General features: G+C 71.7%; 16 protein-coding genes. 9 read left to right on the top strand and 7 right to left on the bottom strand.

What is annotated here, in order from left to right:
- Nucleotides 1-48 precede the first annotated feature (48 nt).
- A complete protein-coding gene (locus IL992_RS01160; RefSeq protein ID WP_076438988.1) occupies nucleotides 49-324 on the bottom strand; it encodes a hypothetical protein in 276 nt (91 codons plus the stop codon).
- Nucleotides 325-505: 181 nt separating this feature from the next.
- Between IL992_RS01160 and IL992_RS01155 the strand changes: the two genes are divergently transcribed.
- The 4 genes from IL992_RS01155 to IL992_RS01140 all read left to right on the top strand — a co-directional run bounded on the left by IL992_RS01155 (nucleotide 506) and on the right by IL992_RS01140 (nucleotide 3,085).
- Entirely contained in the window at nucleotides 506-877 is a 372-nt protein-coding gene (locus IL992_RS01155) for a phage holin family protein (protein WP_193201424.1), read from the top strand.
- 101 nt (nucleotides 878-978) lie between these two features.
- A complete protein-coding gene (locus IL992_RS01150) occupies nucleotides 979-1,878 on the top strand; it encodes an amidohydrolase family protein (protein ID WP_193201423.1) in 900 nt (299 codons plus the stop codon).
- Nucleotides 1,875-2,432 (top strand): cysteine dioxygenase, encoded by a 558-nt coding sequence (locus IL992_RS01145; protein ID WP_193201422.1) that lies wholly within the window; start codon nucleotides 1,875-1,877, stop codon nucleotides 2,430-2,432. The genes IL992_RS01150 and IL992_RS01145 overlap by 4 nt, the downstream gene beginning before the upstream one ends.
- 50 nt (nucleotides 2,433-2,482) lie before the next feature.
- Complete coding sequence (locus IL992_RS01140) at nucleotides 2,483-3,085, top strand: Uma2 family endonuclease (RefSeq protein WP_193201421.1); 603 nt, start codon at nucleotides 2,483-2,485, stop codon at nucleotides 3,083-3,085.
- Here the strand turns inward: IL992_RS01140 and IL992_RS01135 are convergent, their stop codons facing one another.
- Nucleotides 3,086-4,351 (bottom strand): MFS transporter, encoded by a 1,266-nt coding sequence (locus IL992_RS01135; protein ID WP_193201771.1) that lies wholly within the window; start codon nucleotides 4,349-4,351, stop codon nucleotides 3,086-3,088.
- 94 nt (nucleotides 4,352-4,445) lie between these two features.
- Between IL992_RS01135 and IL992_RS01130 the strand changes: the two genes are divergently transcribed.
- Nucleotides 4,446-5,237, top strand: a complete 792-nt coding sequence (locus tag IL992_RS01130; protein ID WP_193201420.1) for an IclR family transcriptional regulator — start codon at nucleotides 4,446-4,448, stop codon at nucleotides 5,235-5,237.
- Nucleotides 5,238-5,331: 94 nt separating this feature from the next.
- A complete protein-coding gene (locus IL992_RS01125) occupies nucleotides 5,332-6,390 on the top strand; it encodes a LacI family DNA-binding transcriptional regulator (RefSeq protein ID WP_319018249.1) in 1,059 nt (352 codons plus the stop codon).
- Here IL992_RS01125 and IL992_RS01120 read toward each other — a convergent pair.
- A complete protein-coding gene (locus tag IL992_RS01120) occupies nucleotides 6,320-7,372 on the bottom strand; it encodes an MFS transporter (protein ID WP_193201419.1) in 1,053 nt (350 codons plus the stop codon). The genes IL992_RS01125 and IL992_RS01120 overlap by 71 nt on opposite strands.
- Nucleotides 7,373-7,539: 167 nt before the next feature.
- Here IL992_RS01120 and IL992_RS01115 point away from each other — a divergent pair, with 167 nt between their 5' ends.
- Entirely contained in the window at nucleotides 7,540-8,250 is a 711-nt protein-coding gene (locus tag IL992_RS01115; protein ID WP_193201418.1) for an ArsR/SmtB family transcription factor, read from the top strand.
- A 31-nt stretch (nucleotides 8,251-8,281) separates the two neighbouring features.
- Here IL992_RS01115 and IL992_RS01110 read toward each other — a convergent pair whose 3' ends face one another.
- The 3 genes from IL992_RS01110 to IL992_RS01100 all read right to left on the bottom strand — a co-directional run bounded on the left by IL992_RS01110 (nucleotide 8,282) and on the right by IL992_RS01100 (nucleotide 11,419).
- Complete coding sequence (locus IL992_RS01110; RefSeq protein WP_193201417.1) at nucleotides 8,282-9,175, bottom strand: carbohydrate ABC transporter permease; 894 nt, start codon at nucleotides 9,173-9,175, stop codon at nucleotides 8,282-8,284.
- Complete coding sequence (locus tag IL992_RS01105; RefSeq protein ID WP_319018248.1) at nucleotides 9,175-10,056, bottom strand: carbohydrate ABC transporter permease; 882 nt, start codon at nucleotides 10,054-10,056, stop codon at nucleotides 9,175-9,177. The genes IL992_RS01110 and IL992_RS01105 overlap by 1 nt, the downstream gene beginning before the upstream one ends.
- 79 nt (nucleotides 10,057-10,135) lie before the next feature.
- Entirely contained in the window at nucleotides 10,136-11,419 is a 1,284-nt protein-coding gene (locus IL992_RS01100) for an ABC transporter substrate-binding protein (protein ID WP_193201415.1), read from the bottom strand.
- 230 nt (nucleotides 11,420-11,649) lie between these two features.
- Between IL992_RS01100 and IL992_RS01095 the strand changes: the two genes are divergently transcribed.
- Nucleotides 11,650-13,554: an ABC transporter ATP-binding protein gene (locus tag IL992_RS01095; protein WP_193201414.1), complete on the top strand. Its 1,905-nt coding sequence runs from the start codon at nucleotides 11,650-11,652 to the stop codon at nucleotides 13,552-13,554.
- A 44-nt stretch (nucleotides 13,555-13,598) separates the two neighbouring features.
- Here IL992_RS01095 and IL992_RS01090 read toward each other — a convergent pair whose 3' ends face one another.
- On the bottom strand, nucleotides 13,599-13,997 hold the full coding sequence (locus IL992_RS01090; protein WP_193201413.1) for a MerR family transcriptional regulator: 399 nt from the start codon (nucleotides 13,995-13,997) through the stop codon (nucleotides 13,599-13,601).
- 178 nt (nucleotides 13,998-14,175) lie between these two features.
- Here IL992_RS01090 and IL992_RS01085 point away from each other — a divergent pair, with 178 nt between their 5' ends.
- Complete coding sequence (locus IL992_RS01085; protein WP_193201412.1) at nucleotides 14,176-15,873, top strand: pentapeptide repeat-containing protein; 1,698 nt, start codon at nucleotides 14,176-14,178, stop codon at nucleotides 15,871-15,873.
- Nucleotides 15,874-15,882 lie beyond the last annotated feature (9 nt).

The raw sequence follows: 15,882 nt of genomic DNA, 5'->3' as shown, positions 1-15,882 counted from the left end.
CATTGTGGCGTGCGGAGATGAGAGGTTGCTGAGCGCAGGCCCCCGCGCTCAGGCGTCAGGATGTTTGGACAGATAGTCGACGTAGACCGGCCGGAGCGCGTCGCCGAGCTCGCCCTCGCCCGCTCCGATCGCGTCGCTGAGCAGCGCCGAGACCCTGCTGAGGTCGTTCGCGGTCTCGTCGCTGTTGCCGCTGGCGGCCTCGGCCGCCGGGATGACCTTCAGCAGATCCCACAGGAATCCCAGGTCGCCGTGCCGTACGGCGTAGCGCACGGCGCGATCGTGCAGCTCCTTTGCGGGGAGCGACTCGAGCTCTTCCACGTCCATTCGATCTCACCCCCAACTCGTCGGTTTCCCCAGGTTTGCCGCTTATACCCCCGAGGCGAGAGAAAGACCGCCGGAATCGGGCGAGCTTTTTGCCGCTCCTCCCCGCCCCCCGGCGCGGGCCGCCTATTCCGGCCACAGGCGAACCGCGCACTCTTTGCCGTGCCATGGAAGGATTCTTGAGGTGAAGGTCATACTCAAGATCATCGTGGTGGCCGCGGCCCTGTGGGCGTCCACCAAGCTGGTGGACGGCATCACCGTCAGCGCCGGCTCCACCGCCAAGCAGATCGGCACCCTCCTCGCGGTCGCGCTGATCTTCGGCCTCGTGAACGCCGTCATCAAGCCGATCATCAAGACGATCGGCTGCGCGTTCTACGTGCTCACGCTCGGGCTGTTCGCCCTGGTGGTGAACGCCGCCCTGCTGCTGCTCACGAGCTGGCTCGCCGAGCAGCTCGACCTCCCCTTCCACGTCGACGGGTTCGTGGCCGCCTTCTGGGGCGCCATCGTCGTCGGCGTGATCAGTTGGGTCCTCAACATGATCCTCGGCGACGACTGACCGGCCCGGGGCGGGTGTGCCATCCGCCCCCGGGTCGCGCCTGCCGATAAAGCATGTATTCTCAGTAGGGAATTGGGGAGACTTCTCGGAGAGGCCGGCCGATGAGCGTGGACGTGCACCAGCACCTGTGGACGCCGTCCCTCGTCGACGCGCTGCGCCGCCGCACCCGCCCGCCCTACCTGGACGGATGGACGCTCGTCCTCGACGGCGAGCCGCCGTACGAGGCGGATCCGGCCGACCACGACGTGGAGATCCGGCGTAAGCGCAACGCGCACCTCGACCTCGCCCTCGTCTCCCTGTCGAGCCCGCTCGGGATCGAGCACCTGCCGCCGGAGGAGGCGTGGCCGCTCATCGACGCCTACCACGCCGACGCCCGCGCGCTGCCCGCACCGTTCGGCGCCTGGGCCGCCGCCCCGGTGACCGACCCCGATCCCGTACGGCTCGCCCGCGCCCTCGATCAGGGCCTCGCCGGACTGCAGCTTCCGGCGACCGCGCTCGGGGACGCCCGGGGGCTGGCCCTGGCCGCCCCGCTGCTCGACGTGCTCGAGGACCGCGGCCTGCCGCTGTTCGTCCATCCGGGCCCCGCCGCGTCGGCGGGCCCTGTCTGGTGGGCCGCCGTCGTGCCGTACGTGCAGCAGATGCACGCCGCCTGGTACGCGTTCGAGGCGTTCGGCCGGCCCCGGCATCCCCGGTTGAAGGTGTGCTTCGCGCTGCTGGCCGGGCTGGCCCCGCTGCACCGGGAGCGCCAGCTGAGCCGGGGCGCCACCGGGCGCGGCCTGGTGGACCCGGATCTGTTCCTGGAGACGTCGTCCTACGGCCCCCGGGCCGCCGACGCGGTGATCCGCGAACTCGGGATCGACGTCCTCGTCGCCGGAAGCGACCAGCCGTACGCCGAGTCGGCGTGGCCGGACCCCGGCGACCCCGCACAACGAGCCATCGATCATGCCGTCCGCGTGGCCAATCCCGGCCGTCTGCTGTCCCGGAAGGAGTCGCACCAATGAGCACGCCCACGATCCAGGAAGGCGCGCTCTGCGCCTCCTTGGCCGATCCGGCCCCCTTCGGCGACCTGCCCGCCCGCGCGCTCGACCGCCGCGAGCTGCTCGCCCTGGTCCAGGACCTGGCCGAGCGGCCCGAGCTGTGGCGTCACCACCTCAGCTTCGAGGGCGCGGAGGACGGGGGACGCCACTACGTCTCGCTGCACCGCGACTCGTACGTGGACGTGTGGCTGCTGTGCTGGCGGCCCGGGGACGACACCGGCTGGCACGACCACGACGTCTCCTCCGGCGCGGTCCGCGTGGTGGCCGGCGAGCTGAAGGAGTGCAACCCGCGAATCGGCGGCGTCCACCTGGAGACATCGGTCGTGGAGGGCGAGGCCTTCTCGTTCGGGCCCGACCACATCCACCGGCTGACCGGCGAGGCGCCCGGCTCGGTCTCGATCCACGCGTACTCGCCGCCTCTGTGGCGCATGGGGCAGTACTCCATCACCGACGACGGGACCATGCGCCGCCTTTCGGTCGGGTACGCCGACGAATTGCGCCCGCTCGACCCGGCTTAGGGCGGCTCGAGTAGTTCGTTCATCACAGAGGGTGACGCTAGGCTTCTGCCATGACCAGCGTGCTCGATGACTGGCTCCAGCCCCGTCCGGGAGGCGGGGCCGGGGGCGTCTCCGATCGGCTCTCCCGGCTCCGTCCCCCCGCCGACGAGCGGCGGGACGGCGAGGACGACGCCGATCACCCCGACGCCGGCCTCATCCCCTCGGGCCCTCAGACCCGATTCCGTGAGCGCATGACCTACGGCCTGCGCACGGCCCTGAACGCGCAGGTGCCGGGCGACCTGGTGGCGGTCAGCCGCATGGACGTGTTGCTGGGGCCGGATCGGCGCGCCCGTCCCGACGTGTCCCTGGTGGACGACCTCGCCGCCTCCGACGACCGGAGGACCTGCTACCTCGCCGAGGAGGTGCGCCTGGTCATCGAGGTCGTCGGCACCGACTCGGCCGCCCCGGACCGCGACGTGCGGCCACGGCACTACGCGGCGGCCGGCATCCCCCACTTCTGGCGGGTCGAGAGCACCGACTGCCGCCCCTTCGTCTACTCCTTCGCACTCGACGCCGACGGCGCCGGATATCAGGTGACCGGCGTCCACCACACCCGCCTCGCGGTGGACGCCCCCTTCCCCATCGCCATCGACCTCGAACGGCTGCCGCGCTGACTACGTCGGCCGTCCCGGCGCCGGGCGGGCGGCGAGCACACCCGACGCCAGTTGGAGGGCGCACGCCCCCAGCCCGGCGAGCAGGGGCACCGTCCAGCCGCCGGACAGCTCGTGGAGCAGGCCGAACGCGAGCGGCCCGATCGCGGCCAGCACGTAGCCGCTCGACTGGGCGACCGCCGACAGCGCGGTCACCGAGGCCGGATCGGGCGCCCGCAGCGTGATGATCAGCAGGGCGAGCGCGATCGAGGCCCCCTGGCCGAGCCCGAGGACGATCATCCACAGCCACGGCGTGGTGGTGGGCGCGAGCAGCACGCCCAGATATCCGCCGATGGTCAGCAGCACGGCCACGACCACGTGCGGCGTCTGGGAACGGGCCCGGCCCGCGTGCAGGGGGACGACCAGCGCCGCGGCGATCTGCACGAGATTCGTCAGGCCCAGCAGATATCCCGCCTCGTCGGCGGGCAGGCCTGCGGCCTGGAACACGGTGGGCAGCCAGGCCAGCAGGACGTAGAAGGTCAGCGACTGCAGACCCATGAACGCCATGACCGGCCACGTCGCGGGCGCGCGGAGCAGGGCCGCGTACGGCCGGTGGCCGGGGTCGCGGGGCCGGGAACGGCGGTCCCGCCCTGCGACCGGCGCCGCCGGGTCCTGGGCGTCCGGCCTTGTGAGCACGGCCGGGGGCGGCGACGCGATGGCCTGGCCCTGCCTCGTGAGCGCCACCCACCACAGGGCCGCCGCCAGCAGCGCGAGCAGGGTCGCCGACCCCGCCGCCGCCCGCCAGCCGACCTGCCCGGCCAGCGGGACCATCGCCGCCGAGGCCATGGCGGCCCCGCCCACCATGACCGAGACGTACAGGCCGGTGAAGAGCCCGATCCTGCCGGGGAAGTGCTGCTTGACGAGGCCCGGCATGACGACGTTCATGACGGCGATGGCCGTGCCGGCCAGAGCGGCGCCGCAATACAACGCGGGCACGCCGTCCGCGCTGCGCAGCGCGACACCGGCGGCAAGGAGGAGCAGACCGGCCAGCAGCGTGCGGTCCAGCCCGATCCGGGTGGCCAGCGCGGGCGCGGCCGGGGCGAGCAGGCCGAGGCACGCCACCATCACCGTGGTGATGGCGCCGCCCCCGGCGGGGCTGAGGCCGAGGTCCCGCATGATGGCCGGAAGGAGCGGTGACACGCCCGCGAGAGCGGGCCTCAGGTTGAGCGCCGCCAGGACGAACCCGCCCACCAGCAGCAGATTTCCCCGATAGGCCGCAATCCCCCTCATCACTCGGGAAACCCTACCGGCCGGTGTCCCGCGCCCCGCCCGTCCCCCGGCCGTCGTCGGCCGGCGCTAGGGTTCGGTCGGGAGGTGGGCGGTCATGGCGGAGGAGCACGTCCAGTCGCTGGCCCGGGGTCTGGCCGTGATCCGGGCGTTCGACGCGGCGAGCCCGGAGCTGACGCTCAGCGAGGTCGCCCGCAAGACCGGTCTCACCCGCGCCGCGGCGCGCAGGTTCCTGCTGACGCTCGCCGGCCTGGGCTATGTGCGGACCGACGGGCGCCTGTTCTCCCTGTCGCCCCGGGTGCTCGAACTGGGCTACGCCTACCTGTCGAGCCTCTCCCTGCCCGAGGTCGCGCTGCCGCACTTGGAGCGGCTCGTCGCCGAGGTGCACGAGTCGGCGTCGGTCTCCGTGCTGGACGACACCGACATCGTCTACGTGGCCCGGGTGCCGACGGCCCGGATCATGCGTGTGACGATCGCGATCGGCACCCGCTTCCCGGCGTACTGCACCTCCATGGGCCGGGTGCTGCTCGCGGGGCTCCCGCCGGAGGATCTCGACGCCTACCTCGCCCGCGCCGACCTGGAGCGGCTGACCCCGCACACCACCACCTCGCGGGTCGCGCTGCGCACCGCGCTCGACCGCGTACGGGCCCAGGGCTGGGCCATGGTGGACCAGGAACTGGAGGAGGGGCTGCGCTCGATCGCCGCGCCGATCAGGGACCGCGGCGGCCGGGTGGTGGCGGCGGTCAACATCTCCTCGCACGCCAGCCGCACCACCCTGGAGTCGGCCCGCCACGACCTGCTCCCCCCGCTGCTCGCCACCGCCGCCAGGATCGAGGCCGACCTGCGGGCCACCGGAGGCGCGAGCCGCGCACAGCCCGGGAGTCCGTGATCCCGCACACCCCCACGTCTCCACAAAAGCGACCATCTCTCACCATGGAACTGACAACGTTGTCTAGGGCCGTGAAATGGGAGATGATCCCTGCGTGGGAGAGACGAGACGCGGCCGTCCGACCATGAACGACGTGGCCGCCGCGGCCGGTGTGGCGCTCAAGACCGTCTCCCGCGTCGTCAACAACGAGCCCGGCGTCAACGCCGCGACCGCGAGCCGCGTGCAGGCGGCGATCGAGCGGCTCGGCTACCGCCGCAATGACAGCGCGCGCATCCTGCGGCGGGGCCGTACGGCGAGCATCGGCCTGGTCATCGAGGACGTCGCAGACGCCTTCTACTCCAGCCTCAGCCGCGCCGTGGAGGACGCCGCGCTGCACCACGGCTATCTGCTGTTCACCGGGTCGTCCCGGGAGGACGCGGCCCGCGAGCGCGATCTCGTGCTCGCCTTCTGCGCCCGCCGCGTGGACGGGCTGATCATCGTGCCTGCGGGGAGCGACCACGGCTACCTCGCGCCCGAGTTCGAGGCCGGGATCAAGGCGGTCTTCGCCGACCGGCCGCCGGGCGCGGGGTGCGAGGCGGACATCGTCCTGTGCGACAACGCGGGCGGGGCCCGGACGGGCACGGCTCATCTGATCGCGCACGGCCACCGCCGCATCGCCTTCCTCGGCGACTCCCCCTGGATCTTCACCGCCGCCGAACGCCTGCGCGGTTACCGGCAGGCGCTGGCGTCCGCCGGCCTGCCGTACGACGAGGGGCTGGTGGCCATGGGGCCGCCGGACCCGGCGCGGATGCGGGCCGACCTGACCCGGCTGCTCACGGCGTCCGACCCCCCGACCGCGTTGCTGACCGGCAACGGCCGCACCACCGTGGAGACCCTGCGGGCGCTGGCGTCGCTCACGGACGCCGCCGACGCGGGCGCCGCGGGCGGGCTCGCCCTGGTGGGGTTCGACGACTTCGAACTGGCCGACCTGCTCGGCATCACCGTGGTGGCGCAGGATCCCGCCCGGCTCGGCCGTACGGCCGCCGACCTGCTGTTCATGCGCCTGTCCGGGGACGAGGGGCCGACCAGCAGGATCGAACTCGCTACGCGGCTGGTTCCGCGGGGCTCGGGCGAGCGCCCTCCCCTGCCCCGCCGGGACCGTACGGCGGGCTGACCCGCCGCAGCGGCTCGCCGCGCAGATCACCCCGCAGATCACCCCGCAGCGCGAGCACGACGACGATCACGCCGCAGCCCGAGAGCGCGATGGCGAGATGGGCGGGCACGAGTTCGGCAAGGGCGCCCGCGGCGGCGGCACCCAGCGCGTGGGCCGTCATCAGCCCGGACGTCTGCAGGCCGAACGCCTGCCCGCGCGCGGCCTCGGGAACCGCGTCGAGGAACCGCCGCTGGAGCCCCAGGTTGTAGGCGAGCCCCGCCGCGGCCAGGGCGGCCAGCGCCGCCGCCCCGGCCACCCCCGGGCGGACGGCGAACCCGAGCAGCGGCACGCCCAGTAGGAGCGCCAGCGCGAAGGGCAGGCGTTCGCGCACTGCGGGCGGGGCGAACCTGCCGACGGCGAACTCCCCCGCGCCCATGCCCGCCGCCGCCGCGGCCAGCACGACCCCCGCGCCCCACGCCGATCCCGCACCGGTGAGGTACGGCACGTAGACGGCCTCCGCGCCGACCGAGAGCATCGGCGGCAGCCACCCCGCCAGGAGCAGTCCCCGGACGGCGCGGTCGGCCAGCAGCGCACGGTTGACCCGCAGCGTCGTCCGTACGGCGCCGGCCTGGCGCGAGGCGCGCGCCGGGCGGTCGCGCAGCCCGAAGCGGGTCAGCGCCGCGCTGCCCAGTGAGAGCGCTGCGGTGATCAGCAGCGCCCGGTGCGGGCCCGTCACGGCGAGCAGACCCCCGCCGACGGCCAGCCCGGCGACCTGCGCGCCCGCCGAGGTCGTCGTGAACACGGCGCGGCCGAGCACGTACGCGTCCCCCGCCAGCACGTCGGGCAGCACGGCGCCGCGCGCGGCCGAGAACAGGGGGGTGGGCACGCCCGCCGCGAACACCAGCGCGAGCATGGTCCCGATCGGCAGGTCGCCGAGACCGAGAACGAGACACGTGGCCACGCGCAGGAGGTCGCCCGCGACCATGAGGGCCCGCGGGCGCACACGCGTCCTGGGCCGCGACGGCGCGCCCCCGGTTCGCCCGGCTGCTTTCCGGCAGCCCGGGAGCGCGGGCGCTGGTCGCGCTGTTCCGGCAGGGGGCCTACAACGCCGACTTCATCGCGCCGCCGCCGACCGGGGTCAACGTCGCCTTCGCCGAGGAGATCGCGGCGATGCGGGCGACGCCCTTGGAACGGGCGCGGGCCGAGATCGCGATGTCGCTGGACGGCCGTCCGCCTCCGCCCGATGCGATCAGGGAGGTCCTGGAGGACGACGACGTGGTCGCGCTCCTGGCCGACGGGCTCGAGCGCACCTGGACCGAGCTGGTCGCGCCGCAGTGGCCCCGCTTCCACGCGATCCTGGAGCGCGACGTGATCCAGCGGGCCGGGCGGCTGGCGACGTACGGCTGGGCGGCGGCGCTCGACGACCTCGGCCCGCGGGTGCGCTGGCGACCCGAATCGGCCCGCATCGACGTGGCGGCCTCCGGCGACCGGGACGAACGGCACCGGCTCGGCGGCCGGGGCCTGTTGTTCCTGCCCAGCCTCTTCGTCCGCAAGGTGATCGCCTACCTCGACGAGGCATGGCCGTACGCGCTGGTGTATCCGGCGCGCGGAGTGGCGGCGGCGCGGCCGCGGGCGGGCGGCGCGGCGGCGCTCGCCGGGCTGGTCGGCAGGTCCCGGGCCCGGATCCTGGCCGAGCTGGAGACCCCGGCGACCACCACGCAGCTCGCCGCCCGCCTCGGGCTGGCGCTCGGGACGGCCGGCGGCCACCTGACCGCGCTGCGCGCGGCCGGGCTGGTCGCCGGCGCCCGGGTCGGGCGGCAGGTCCTCTACCGGCGCACTCCTCTCGGGGACGCGCTGGTGTCCGGCCGCCTCGACTCTTGAGACTCAGTCCTTGAGAGTCAGCCCTGGAGACTCAGCCCTTGAGCGCGCCCGCCATGAGACCGCGCATGAAGAACCTGCCGAGCAGCACGTAGATGATCATCGTGGGGATGGACGCCAGGATCGCCGCCGCCATCTGCTGGCTGTACGGCGTCGTCACGGCGCCCGCGATGTTGTTGAGCATGACCGTGGTCGGCCAGGAGCTCGGCCCGGTGAGGAAGACCGCGAACAGGAAGTCGTTCCACATCGAGGTGAACTGCCAGATGATCACCACGGCGAACGCCGGGCCGGAGACCGGCAGGACGATCGACCAGAGCGTACGCAGCATCCCCGCGCCGTCGACGCGGGACGCCTCGATGAGCTCGTCGGGAATCGTGACGTAGTAGTTGCGGAAGATCAGCGTGCAGATCGGGATGCCGTACACCACGTGGGCGAGGACCAGGCCCGGGATGCCGCCGTACAGCTGCACGCCGAGCGCGTCGCCCACGTTCACCATGAGCTGCACCAGCGGGATCATCACGCCCTGGTACGGGATGAACATGCCGAACAGGAACAGCGTGAACAGCACGTCGGCGCCGGGGAAGCGCCATTTGGACAGCACGTACCCGTTCAGCGACCCGAGGGCCGCGGAGATCAGCGATCCGGGGACCGCGAGCAGGAAGCTGTTGACGATGCCGGGTTCGAGCTTCTCCCAGGCGACGCTCCACGCCTCGGTCGTCCACACCTTGGGGAGGTTCCACGCCTGCGTGGGGTCGGCCTCGGTGAGCGGCTTGAAGCTCGTGACCAGGAGCACGTAGACCGGGATCAGGAAGACCAGGACGAACAGCAGCAGCAGGACGAGCCGCACCCACGTGCCGGCCCGGCCCTTCTCGCGGACCCGGGCGGCGGGCGCCGTGCGCGGGGCCTTCTCGGCGACTTGCGCGGTCATCAACGCTTCCCCTTACGGGCGTCCCAGATCAGATAGGGCACGACGAAGACGGCGACGGACAGCACGATGTAGGACGCGATCGTCGCGCCCTTCGCCGGGTCGTGGGAGTCGTAGACCGCCGTCCACATGAACGTCGCGGGCACGTCGGTGATGATCTGCTTGCCCGACACCGCGACGACGAGGTCGAAGACCTTCAGCGAGATGTGGCCGAGGATGATCAGCGCGGACAGCGTGACCGGGCGCAGCATCGGCAGCACCACGTAGCGGTAGACCCCCCACTCGCTGCAGCCGTCCACCCGGGCGGCCTCCCGCAGTTCTTCCGGCACGCCCCGGAACCCGGCGAGGAACAACGCCATGATGTATCCGGACATCTGCCAGATCGCCGGGATCGCCATGGCGGCCATGCCCCAGTCGGGGTCGCGGAACCACTGCCACTGCAGGAAGTCGAGCCCCAGATAGTGGAAGAGCCGGTTGAGCCCGACCGCCTGCTCCCCCGTCGCGCTGTTCATCAGCCAGCGCCAGACCACGCCGGTGGCGATGAAGGAGACGGCCATCGGGAACAGGTAGACGGCGCGGAAGCCGCTCTCCGCCCGGATGCCCTTCTCCATCAGGAAGGCGAGTAACCAGCCGAGGACGAGCGCGCCGCCGACGAAGACCACGGTGAAGACGATCGCGTGCCGGACCGACAGGCCCCAGCGCTCCTCGCTCCAGATGCCGGTGAAGTTCTCCAGCCCGACGAAGTTGCCGGGGATCTCCGCGATCTCGTCGTGCTTGTCGGTCATGGCGAGCTTGAAGTTCCAGCCCAGCAGGCCGTACACGAAGACCGCGATGAGGATGATCGACGGCGACACCAGGAGTAGCCCGGGCAGCCATCTGCGCACCCGCGTCACTTGTACCTCTCAGAAGTCAAGTACGGCCCACGCCGTGTGGACCCAGCGTGGGCCGTACGAGGAGATCAGGTCACTGGCCGCTGTTCTTGGCCGCCGCGACCAGCGCCTGCTGGAACTTGGCGACGTCCTTGTCCTGCTGGAAGAGGCCGACCGCGTCGGTGATCGCCTGACGCCACTGGTCGTTGGCGACCACGCCGTGCTGGATCGAGCCGGCCAGCTTGTCGCTCGCCCACTGCTCCAGGTCCCAGGACAGGTAGTCCTTGTAGAGGGACTGGTCGGCGTCCTTGCGGGCCGGGATCGAGCCCTTCAGCGGGTTGAACGCGTCCTGGCCCTCCTTGCTGGCGGCCACCTTCAGCCACGCGATCGCGCCGTCGCGGTTGGGCGCGCCCTTCGGCAGGGTGAAGCTGTCCGACAGCCACATGAAGGTGCCGTCCGTGCCCGGCGACGCGGCCCAGTCGAAGTCCTTGTGCGACTCCTTGCCGAGACCACCCTCCGGCGGGTTGTGGAAGTAGCCGTAGGCCCAGTCGCCCATGATGTTGAAGGCCGCCTCGCCGTCGGCGACCTGCTTGGCCGCCGGCTGCCAGTCGTCCTGCGGGCTGCCCGCGTACGACAGGATGGTCTTGAAGTTCTCCAGCGCCTTGGTCACGTTCGCGTTGGACCAGTCGGCGTTGGCCGTCCACAGGGCGTTGTAGGCGTCGGTGCCGAGCGAGCCGAGCAGCACGGACTCGAGCAGGTGCACCAGGGTCCACTGCGAGCCGATCGACAGCGGGATCTTCCCGGACTTCTTGACCTTCTCGAGGTCGGCGATGAACTCCTCGACGGTCTTCGGCGCGCCGTGGATACCGGCCTGCTTGAGGACCGAGGGGTTGAACCACAGGACGTTCGACCGGTGGATGTTCACCGGCACGGAGTACACCTGGCCCTGCACCGAGATCTGGTCGATGAGCTGCTGCGGGAAGACCTCCTTCAGCTTCAGCTCGTCGTACAGGAAGTTCAGCGACTCCAGCTTGCCGCTCTTGATGTAGCCCTGGAGTTCGGCGCCGGCGTGACCCTGGAAGGTGTCCGGGGGCTGGTTGGCCTGCAGCTTGCTGGACAGCAGCGCGCGGGCCTGGTCGCCCGAGCCACCCGCCACCGCGGCGTCGAAGAACTCGAAGTTCGGGTTCTGCTTGGCGAAGATCTCACGCATCGCCTTGAGGCCGTCGGCCTCACCGGGACCCGTCCACCACGAGAAGACCTCGACCTTCTTCGCGGCCTGACCGCCTCCGCTCTCCTGCTTGTCACCGCCACCACAGGCGGAAAGAGTGAGCAGACCTGCAACAGAGACCGCGACGGCCGCCATCCACCGTCGTCTCATCGCAACATTCCCTTCAGGCTTTTTTACGAGGATTTCGGGCCCCCGAAGACACATATGGCTGACAACGTTGTCAGCAGGCCCCATCAACCCACTTCCACCGGCACGCCGTCAAGTTTGTGCCGATAACGTCTCTGCATACGGGCCCTGGCGAGGTGTTAGGGGCGTGCGTCAAAGCCGTCGCCGCGAACGAGGCCTGAGAAATTGTCGGCGCGCGCGCTCACACTGCAGGCATGACGGTCACACAACAGGGGGGACCAGATCATCTGTCGGAGGACGACCTGCCGGACATGGCGGACGTCGAATCTCCACAGTGGGCGCGACACTACGGGACGATGGCGGGGCTGGGCTTCCTCACGGTCGCGCGACGGCTGCCCCGGCTGATCCGGCAGGCACTGGGCATCGCCTGGGAGGCCAGTCCACGCGACACCGTGGCCACGGTCACGCTGAGCACACTCGGCGGCGTCTTCACCGCCTTCGGCCTGCTCGCCACGACGGGCGTGCTGACCGCGCTGTTCCAGGCCGGCCCCACCCCGGAGCGGGTCAGGGCCGCGCTGCCCAGCCTGCTGCTCGTGGGCCTTGCCGCCACCGCGCGCACGGCCCTGCAGGCCGGGTCCAACTGGGCCCAGTCCCGGCTCGAACCCCAGGTCAGCCGGATCACGGAAGAGCGCCTCTACACGCTGACCAGCCGGGTCGACCTCGTCAGCTTCGACGACCCCGAGTTCCACGACGCCCTGCAGCGGGCCCGCATCCGCGGCATGCAGATGGCCGAGATGATCGTGAGCACGACCATCGACACGCTGTCGGGCCTGGTCGGCATCGTGGCGGCGGCGGGCGTGCTGGGCGTGCTGCATCCCGTGCTGCTGCCCCTGCTCCTGCTCGCGGTCGTCCCCGACGCCTGGGCGGCCGTCCGGACCGCCAGGATGCGCTACACGACCGCCCTGGTGCTCGTCCCGGCCAGACGGCGCAAGTGGATCATCGAGGAACTGCTGGCGGACAAGGACACCGCGGCCGAGGTCCGCACGTTCACCATGCGCGGTTTCCTGCTGCGGATGTTCGACGCGGTCGCCCGGGGCGAGCAGCGGGTCATGCTCGACCTCGCGCGGCGGCAGACCGTCGCCCGCGTCCTCGGCGAGGCGCTGGGCGGCCTGGGGCAGGGCGCGGTCTACGTCGCGCTCGGCCTGCTGCTCGCGGCCGGGGCGGTGCCCCTCGCGGTGGCCGGCACCGCGGTGCTCGCCATCCGGTCCGGGCAGACGTCGCTGTCGAACTTCATGTACGCGACGAACCGGCTCTACGAGGAGGGCCTCTACTTCACCGACTTCCTGGACTTCATCGCCCACGCCGAGGGCCGCATCCCGCCCGCCCGCGACCGCACGGCCCCCGACGGCTTCGGCCGCATCATGGTCGAGGACGTCACCTTCTCCTATCCCGCGGCGCCGTCGCCCGCTCTGCGCGGGGTGTCGGTCCGCATCGAGCGTGGGGAGGTCGTGGCCCTCGTCGGGGAGAACGGCTCGGGCAAGACGACCCTCGCCAAGATCCTCGCCGGGCTCTACGAGCCGGACGGCGGCCGCGTCCGGTGGGACGACGTCGACCTTTCCGAGGTCGATCCGGACAGCCTGCGCCGCAGGATCGCGGTCATCGCCCAGGACCACACCCGGTGGCCGCTGACCGCCCGCCACAACATCACCATGGGCATGGAGAAGGGCGAGACCGAGGTGGCCCGCGCCGCCGAGGTCGCCGGCGCCGACCAGGTCATCGCCGAACTCCCGTACGGCTATCGCACGCTGCTCGACCGCCGGTTTAAGAACGGCCACGAACTGTCGGGCGGGCAGTGGCAGCGGATCGCGGTGGCCCGCGGCTTCTACCGTGACGCGCCCCTGCTGATCTGCGACGAGCCCACGGCCGCCCTCGACGCCAGGGCCGAGCACGCGTTGTTCGAGCGGATCCGGCAGCACGCGGACGGCCGGACCGTGCTGCTCATCACCCACCGCCTCGCCAGCGTCCGCTACGCCGACCGCATCTACGTGCTCGACCACGGAAAGGTCCGCGAGCACGGCACGCACGAGGAACTGATCGCCCTCGACGGCCTCTACGCCGACCTCTACAACCTCCAGGCCGAGGCGTACCGCACGACGTGAGCCACGTGCCCGGCCCGCTCACGAGCGGGCCGGGCACCGTGCGCTCAGGAGGCCTGCTCGCAGTCGGGGAGCATGTCGCGCATGGTCCGCACGTCCTTGTAGTACTGGATCTTCCGCTGGATCGCGCCCTGCTTCTGGCGCAGGTCGGCGACCTGGGCCTCGACCTTCCGGTCGTGCTCCTCCAGCAGCGCGATCCTGTCCCCGACGGTGTGCTCGCCCTGCCGTACGAGCTGGGCGAAGCGCAGCATCTCCGCGATCGGCATGCCGGTGTCCCGCAGGCAGCGGATCATGCCGAGCCAGCTCACGTCGTCCTCGGTGAACCGCCGCTGGCCCGCCGCGTTACGGCCGACCGGCTCCAGCAGCCCGATCCGTTCGTAGTACCGAAGGGTGTCGAGGCTGAAACCGGTCTCCTCGACGACCTGTCCAGGTGTGTACACGGCCACGCCATTGATCCTGTCACATCGAATCTCGCACGCATCGCGTACAGGTGGGTCGTTCCTGTAGGCGTTTCGCAAGCGGCTCGCAACTCGCCGATTTATAACAGGTCATGCCACGTACGATCCGGTGCCCGCGTCTCCCCAGGGAGCGTCCGGGCGGCGTCCCCGATGGAGCCAGTGAGAAATGCCCGGCATCCCCCGCTCAGTCGCCGGTTTGGTGACCCTTTCCGCCGCGGTTCTGCTGTCGATCCCGATGACCCCGGCCGCCGCGGCGACGCCCGGCGACCGGCTCCCCTGCCGCCCCGGCAGCGGCCCGCACCTCGCCGGCAGGGACCTCACCCGGATGGCGCTGCCCGCCGACCTGTCCTGCGCGGACCTCCGGGGCGCCAAGCTGGACGGCCTGACCGTGCGCAGCGTGCTCGTCGGGGCCGATCTGAGTGGAGCCTCGCTCAAGGGGGCCCACCTCGGGTACGCCCAGATGGCCGGGGCGAGGCTGCGCAAGGCCGACCTGTCCGAGGCCGAGCTGTACTACGCGGACCTGCGCGGCAGCGACCTGCGCGAGGCGACGATGGACGACTCCTCGCCCTACTACGCGCATCTCGAGGGGGCCGACCTGAGCGGGGCCACGATGGCGCGGGCCAAGGCGTACGACGCGCAGTTCGACGACGCGAAGCTGGTCGGCGTCGATCTGACCGACGCCGCCGCCTACGGCGCGGACATGCGCCGGGCCGACCTCAGGCGGGTCAAGGCGGCGAAGGCGAGGCTCTACGGCGCCACCTTCATCAAGACCGTCCTGCGGCAGGCGGATCTCAGCGGCGCGCAGTTGTACGAGTCGGTGATGACCGGCGCGGACTTCCGGGGAGCCGACCTCGCCGGGGCCGACCTGCGGGATGTCAGGGATGCCCGGCTGGCCGGGAGCAGGGGTGTGCCCAGGTTCCTGCCGGCGCCGGACCCGTCGTGCGAGCCCGGCAGCGGTCAGGACTACCGGGGCTGGGACCTGACCGCGGTCACGGACTTCCCCGACGACCTGAGCTGCGCCGACCTGACCGGCGCCAAGCTGGACGGCGTCGACCTGACGGGGGTCAAGCTGAACCGGGCGATCCTCCGTGACGTCTCCGCCGTCGGGACGGGCCTGCGCTCCGTCAAGGGCGCCGACCTGCGGGGGGCACGACTGCGGCGCGCCAAGCTCGGCAGCGCCGATCTCGTGGGGGCCGACCTGTCCCGGGCCGACCTGTCGGACGCGGCGCTCGGCAGCGCCAACCTCACGCAGGCCAAGCTGGTCGGCGCCGACCTCCGGGACGCGGAGCTGATCAGCGTCACGGCCGACCAGGCCGACTTCACCGGCGCCAGGATGGACCGGGCGTACCTGCGCAGCGGCAAGTATCGGGACGCGGTCTTCCGCAAGGCCATCTTGACCGACGCCGATCTGAGCGACGCCGAACTGCGGGGCGCCACTTTCGAAGGCGCCGAGGTCACCGGGCTGAAGCAGGACTTCGCCCAGGACATCGACCTGTCGGGGTCCTCCAGCCGGCTGTCCGTCGGCTGGCTGGTCTTCTTCGGCATCGCCGGCCTGGTCGTCTTCTGGATCGTCGTCGGGCTGATCACGGCGAGGGTGCGGCGGCGGAGAGTCGCCAGGGAGCAGGCCGCCGAGAGAGCGGTCCGGTTCGAGGACGCCAGACGTGTCCAGGAGGAGAACGTGACCCGGCTGGGCGAGGAGATCGACAGCCTGACGGACCGGACCGGCGAGGTGGACTGGAACGCGGTCCTGGACGCCTACGACGCGGCGAAGGAGGCACTGGCGAGCGCCCGCGACATGAGCGACCTGACGGACGTCGAAACCATCGTGGCGCGCGGCCGCAAGGCCCTCACCCGCCGCCGGTGAGAGCCGCTT

The organism is Microbispora sitophila (assembly GCF_014892245.1).
GTDB lineage: Bacteria > Actinomycetota > Actinomycetes > Streptosporangiales > Streptosporangiaceae > Microbispora > Microbispora siamensis.
This window is presented reverse-complemented; position numbering and strand designations above follow the sequence as displayed.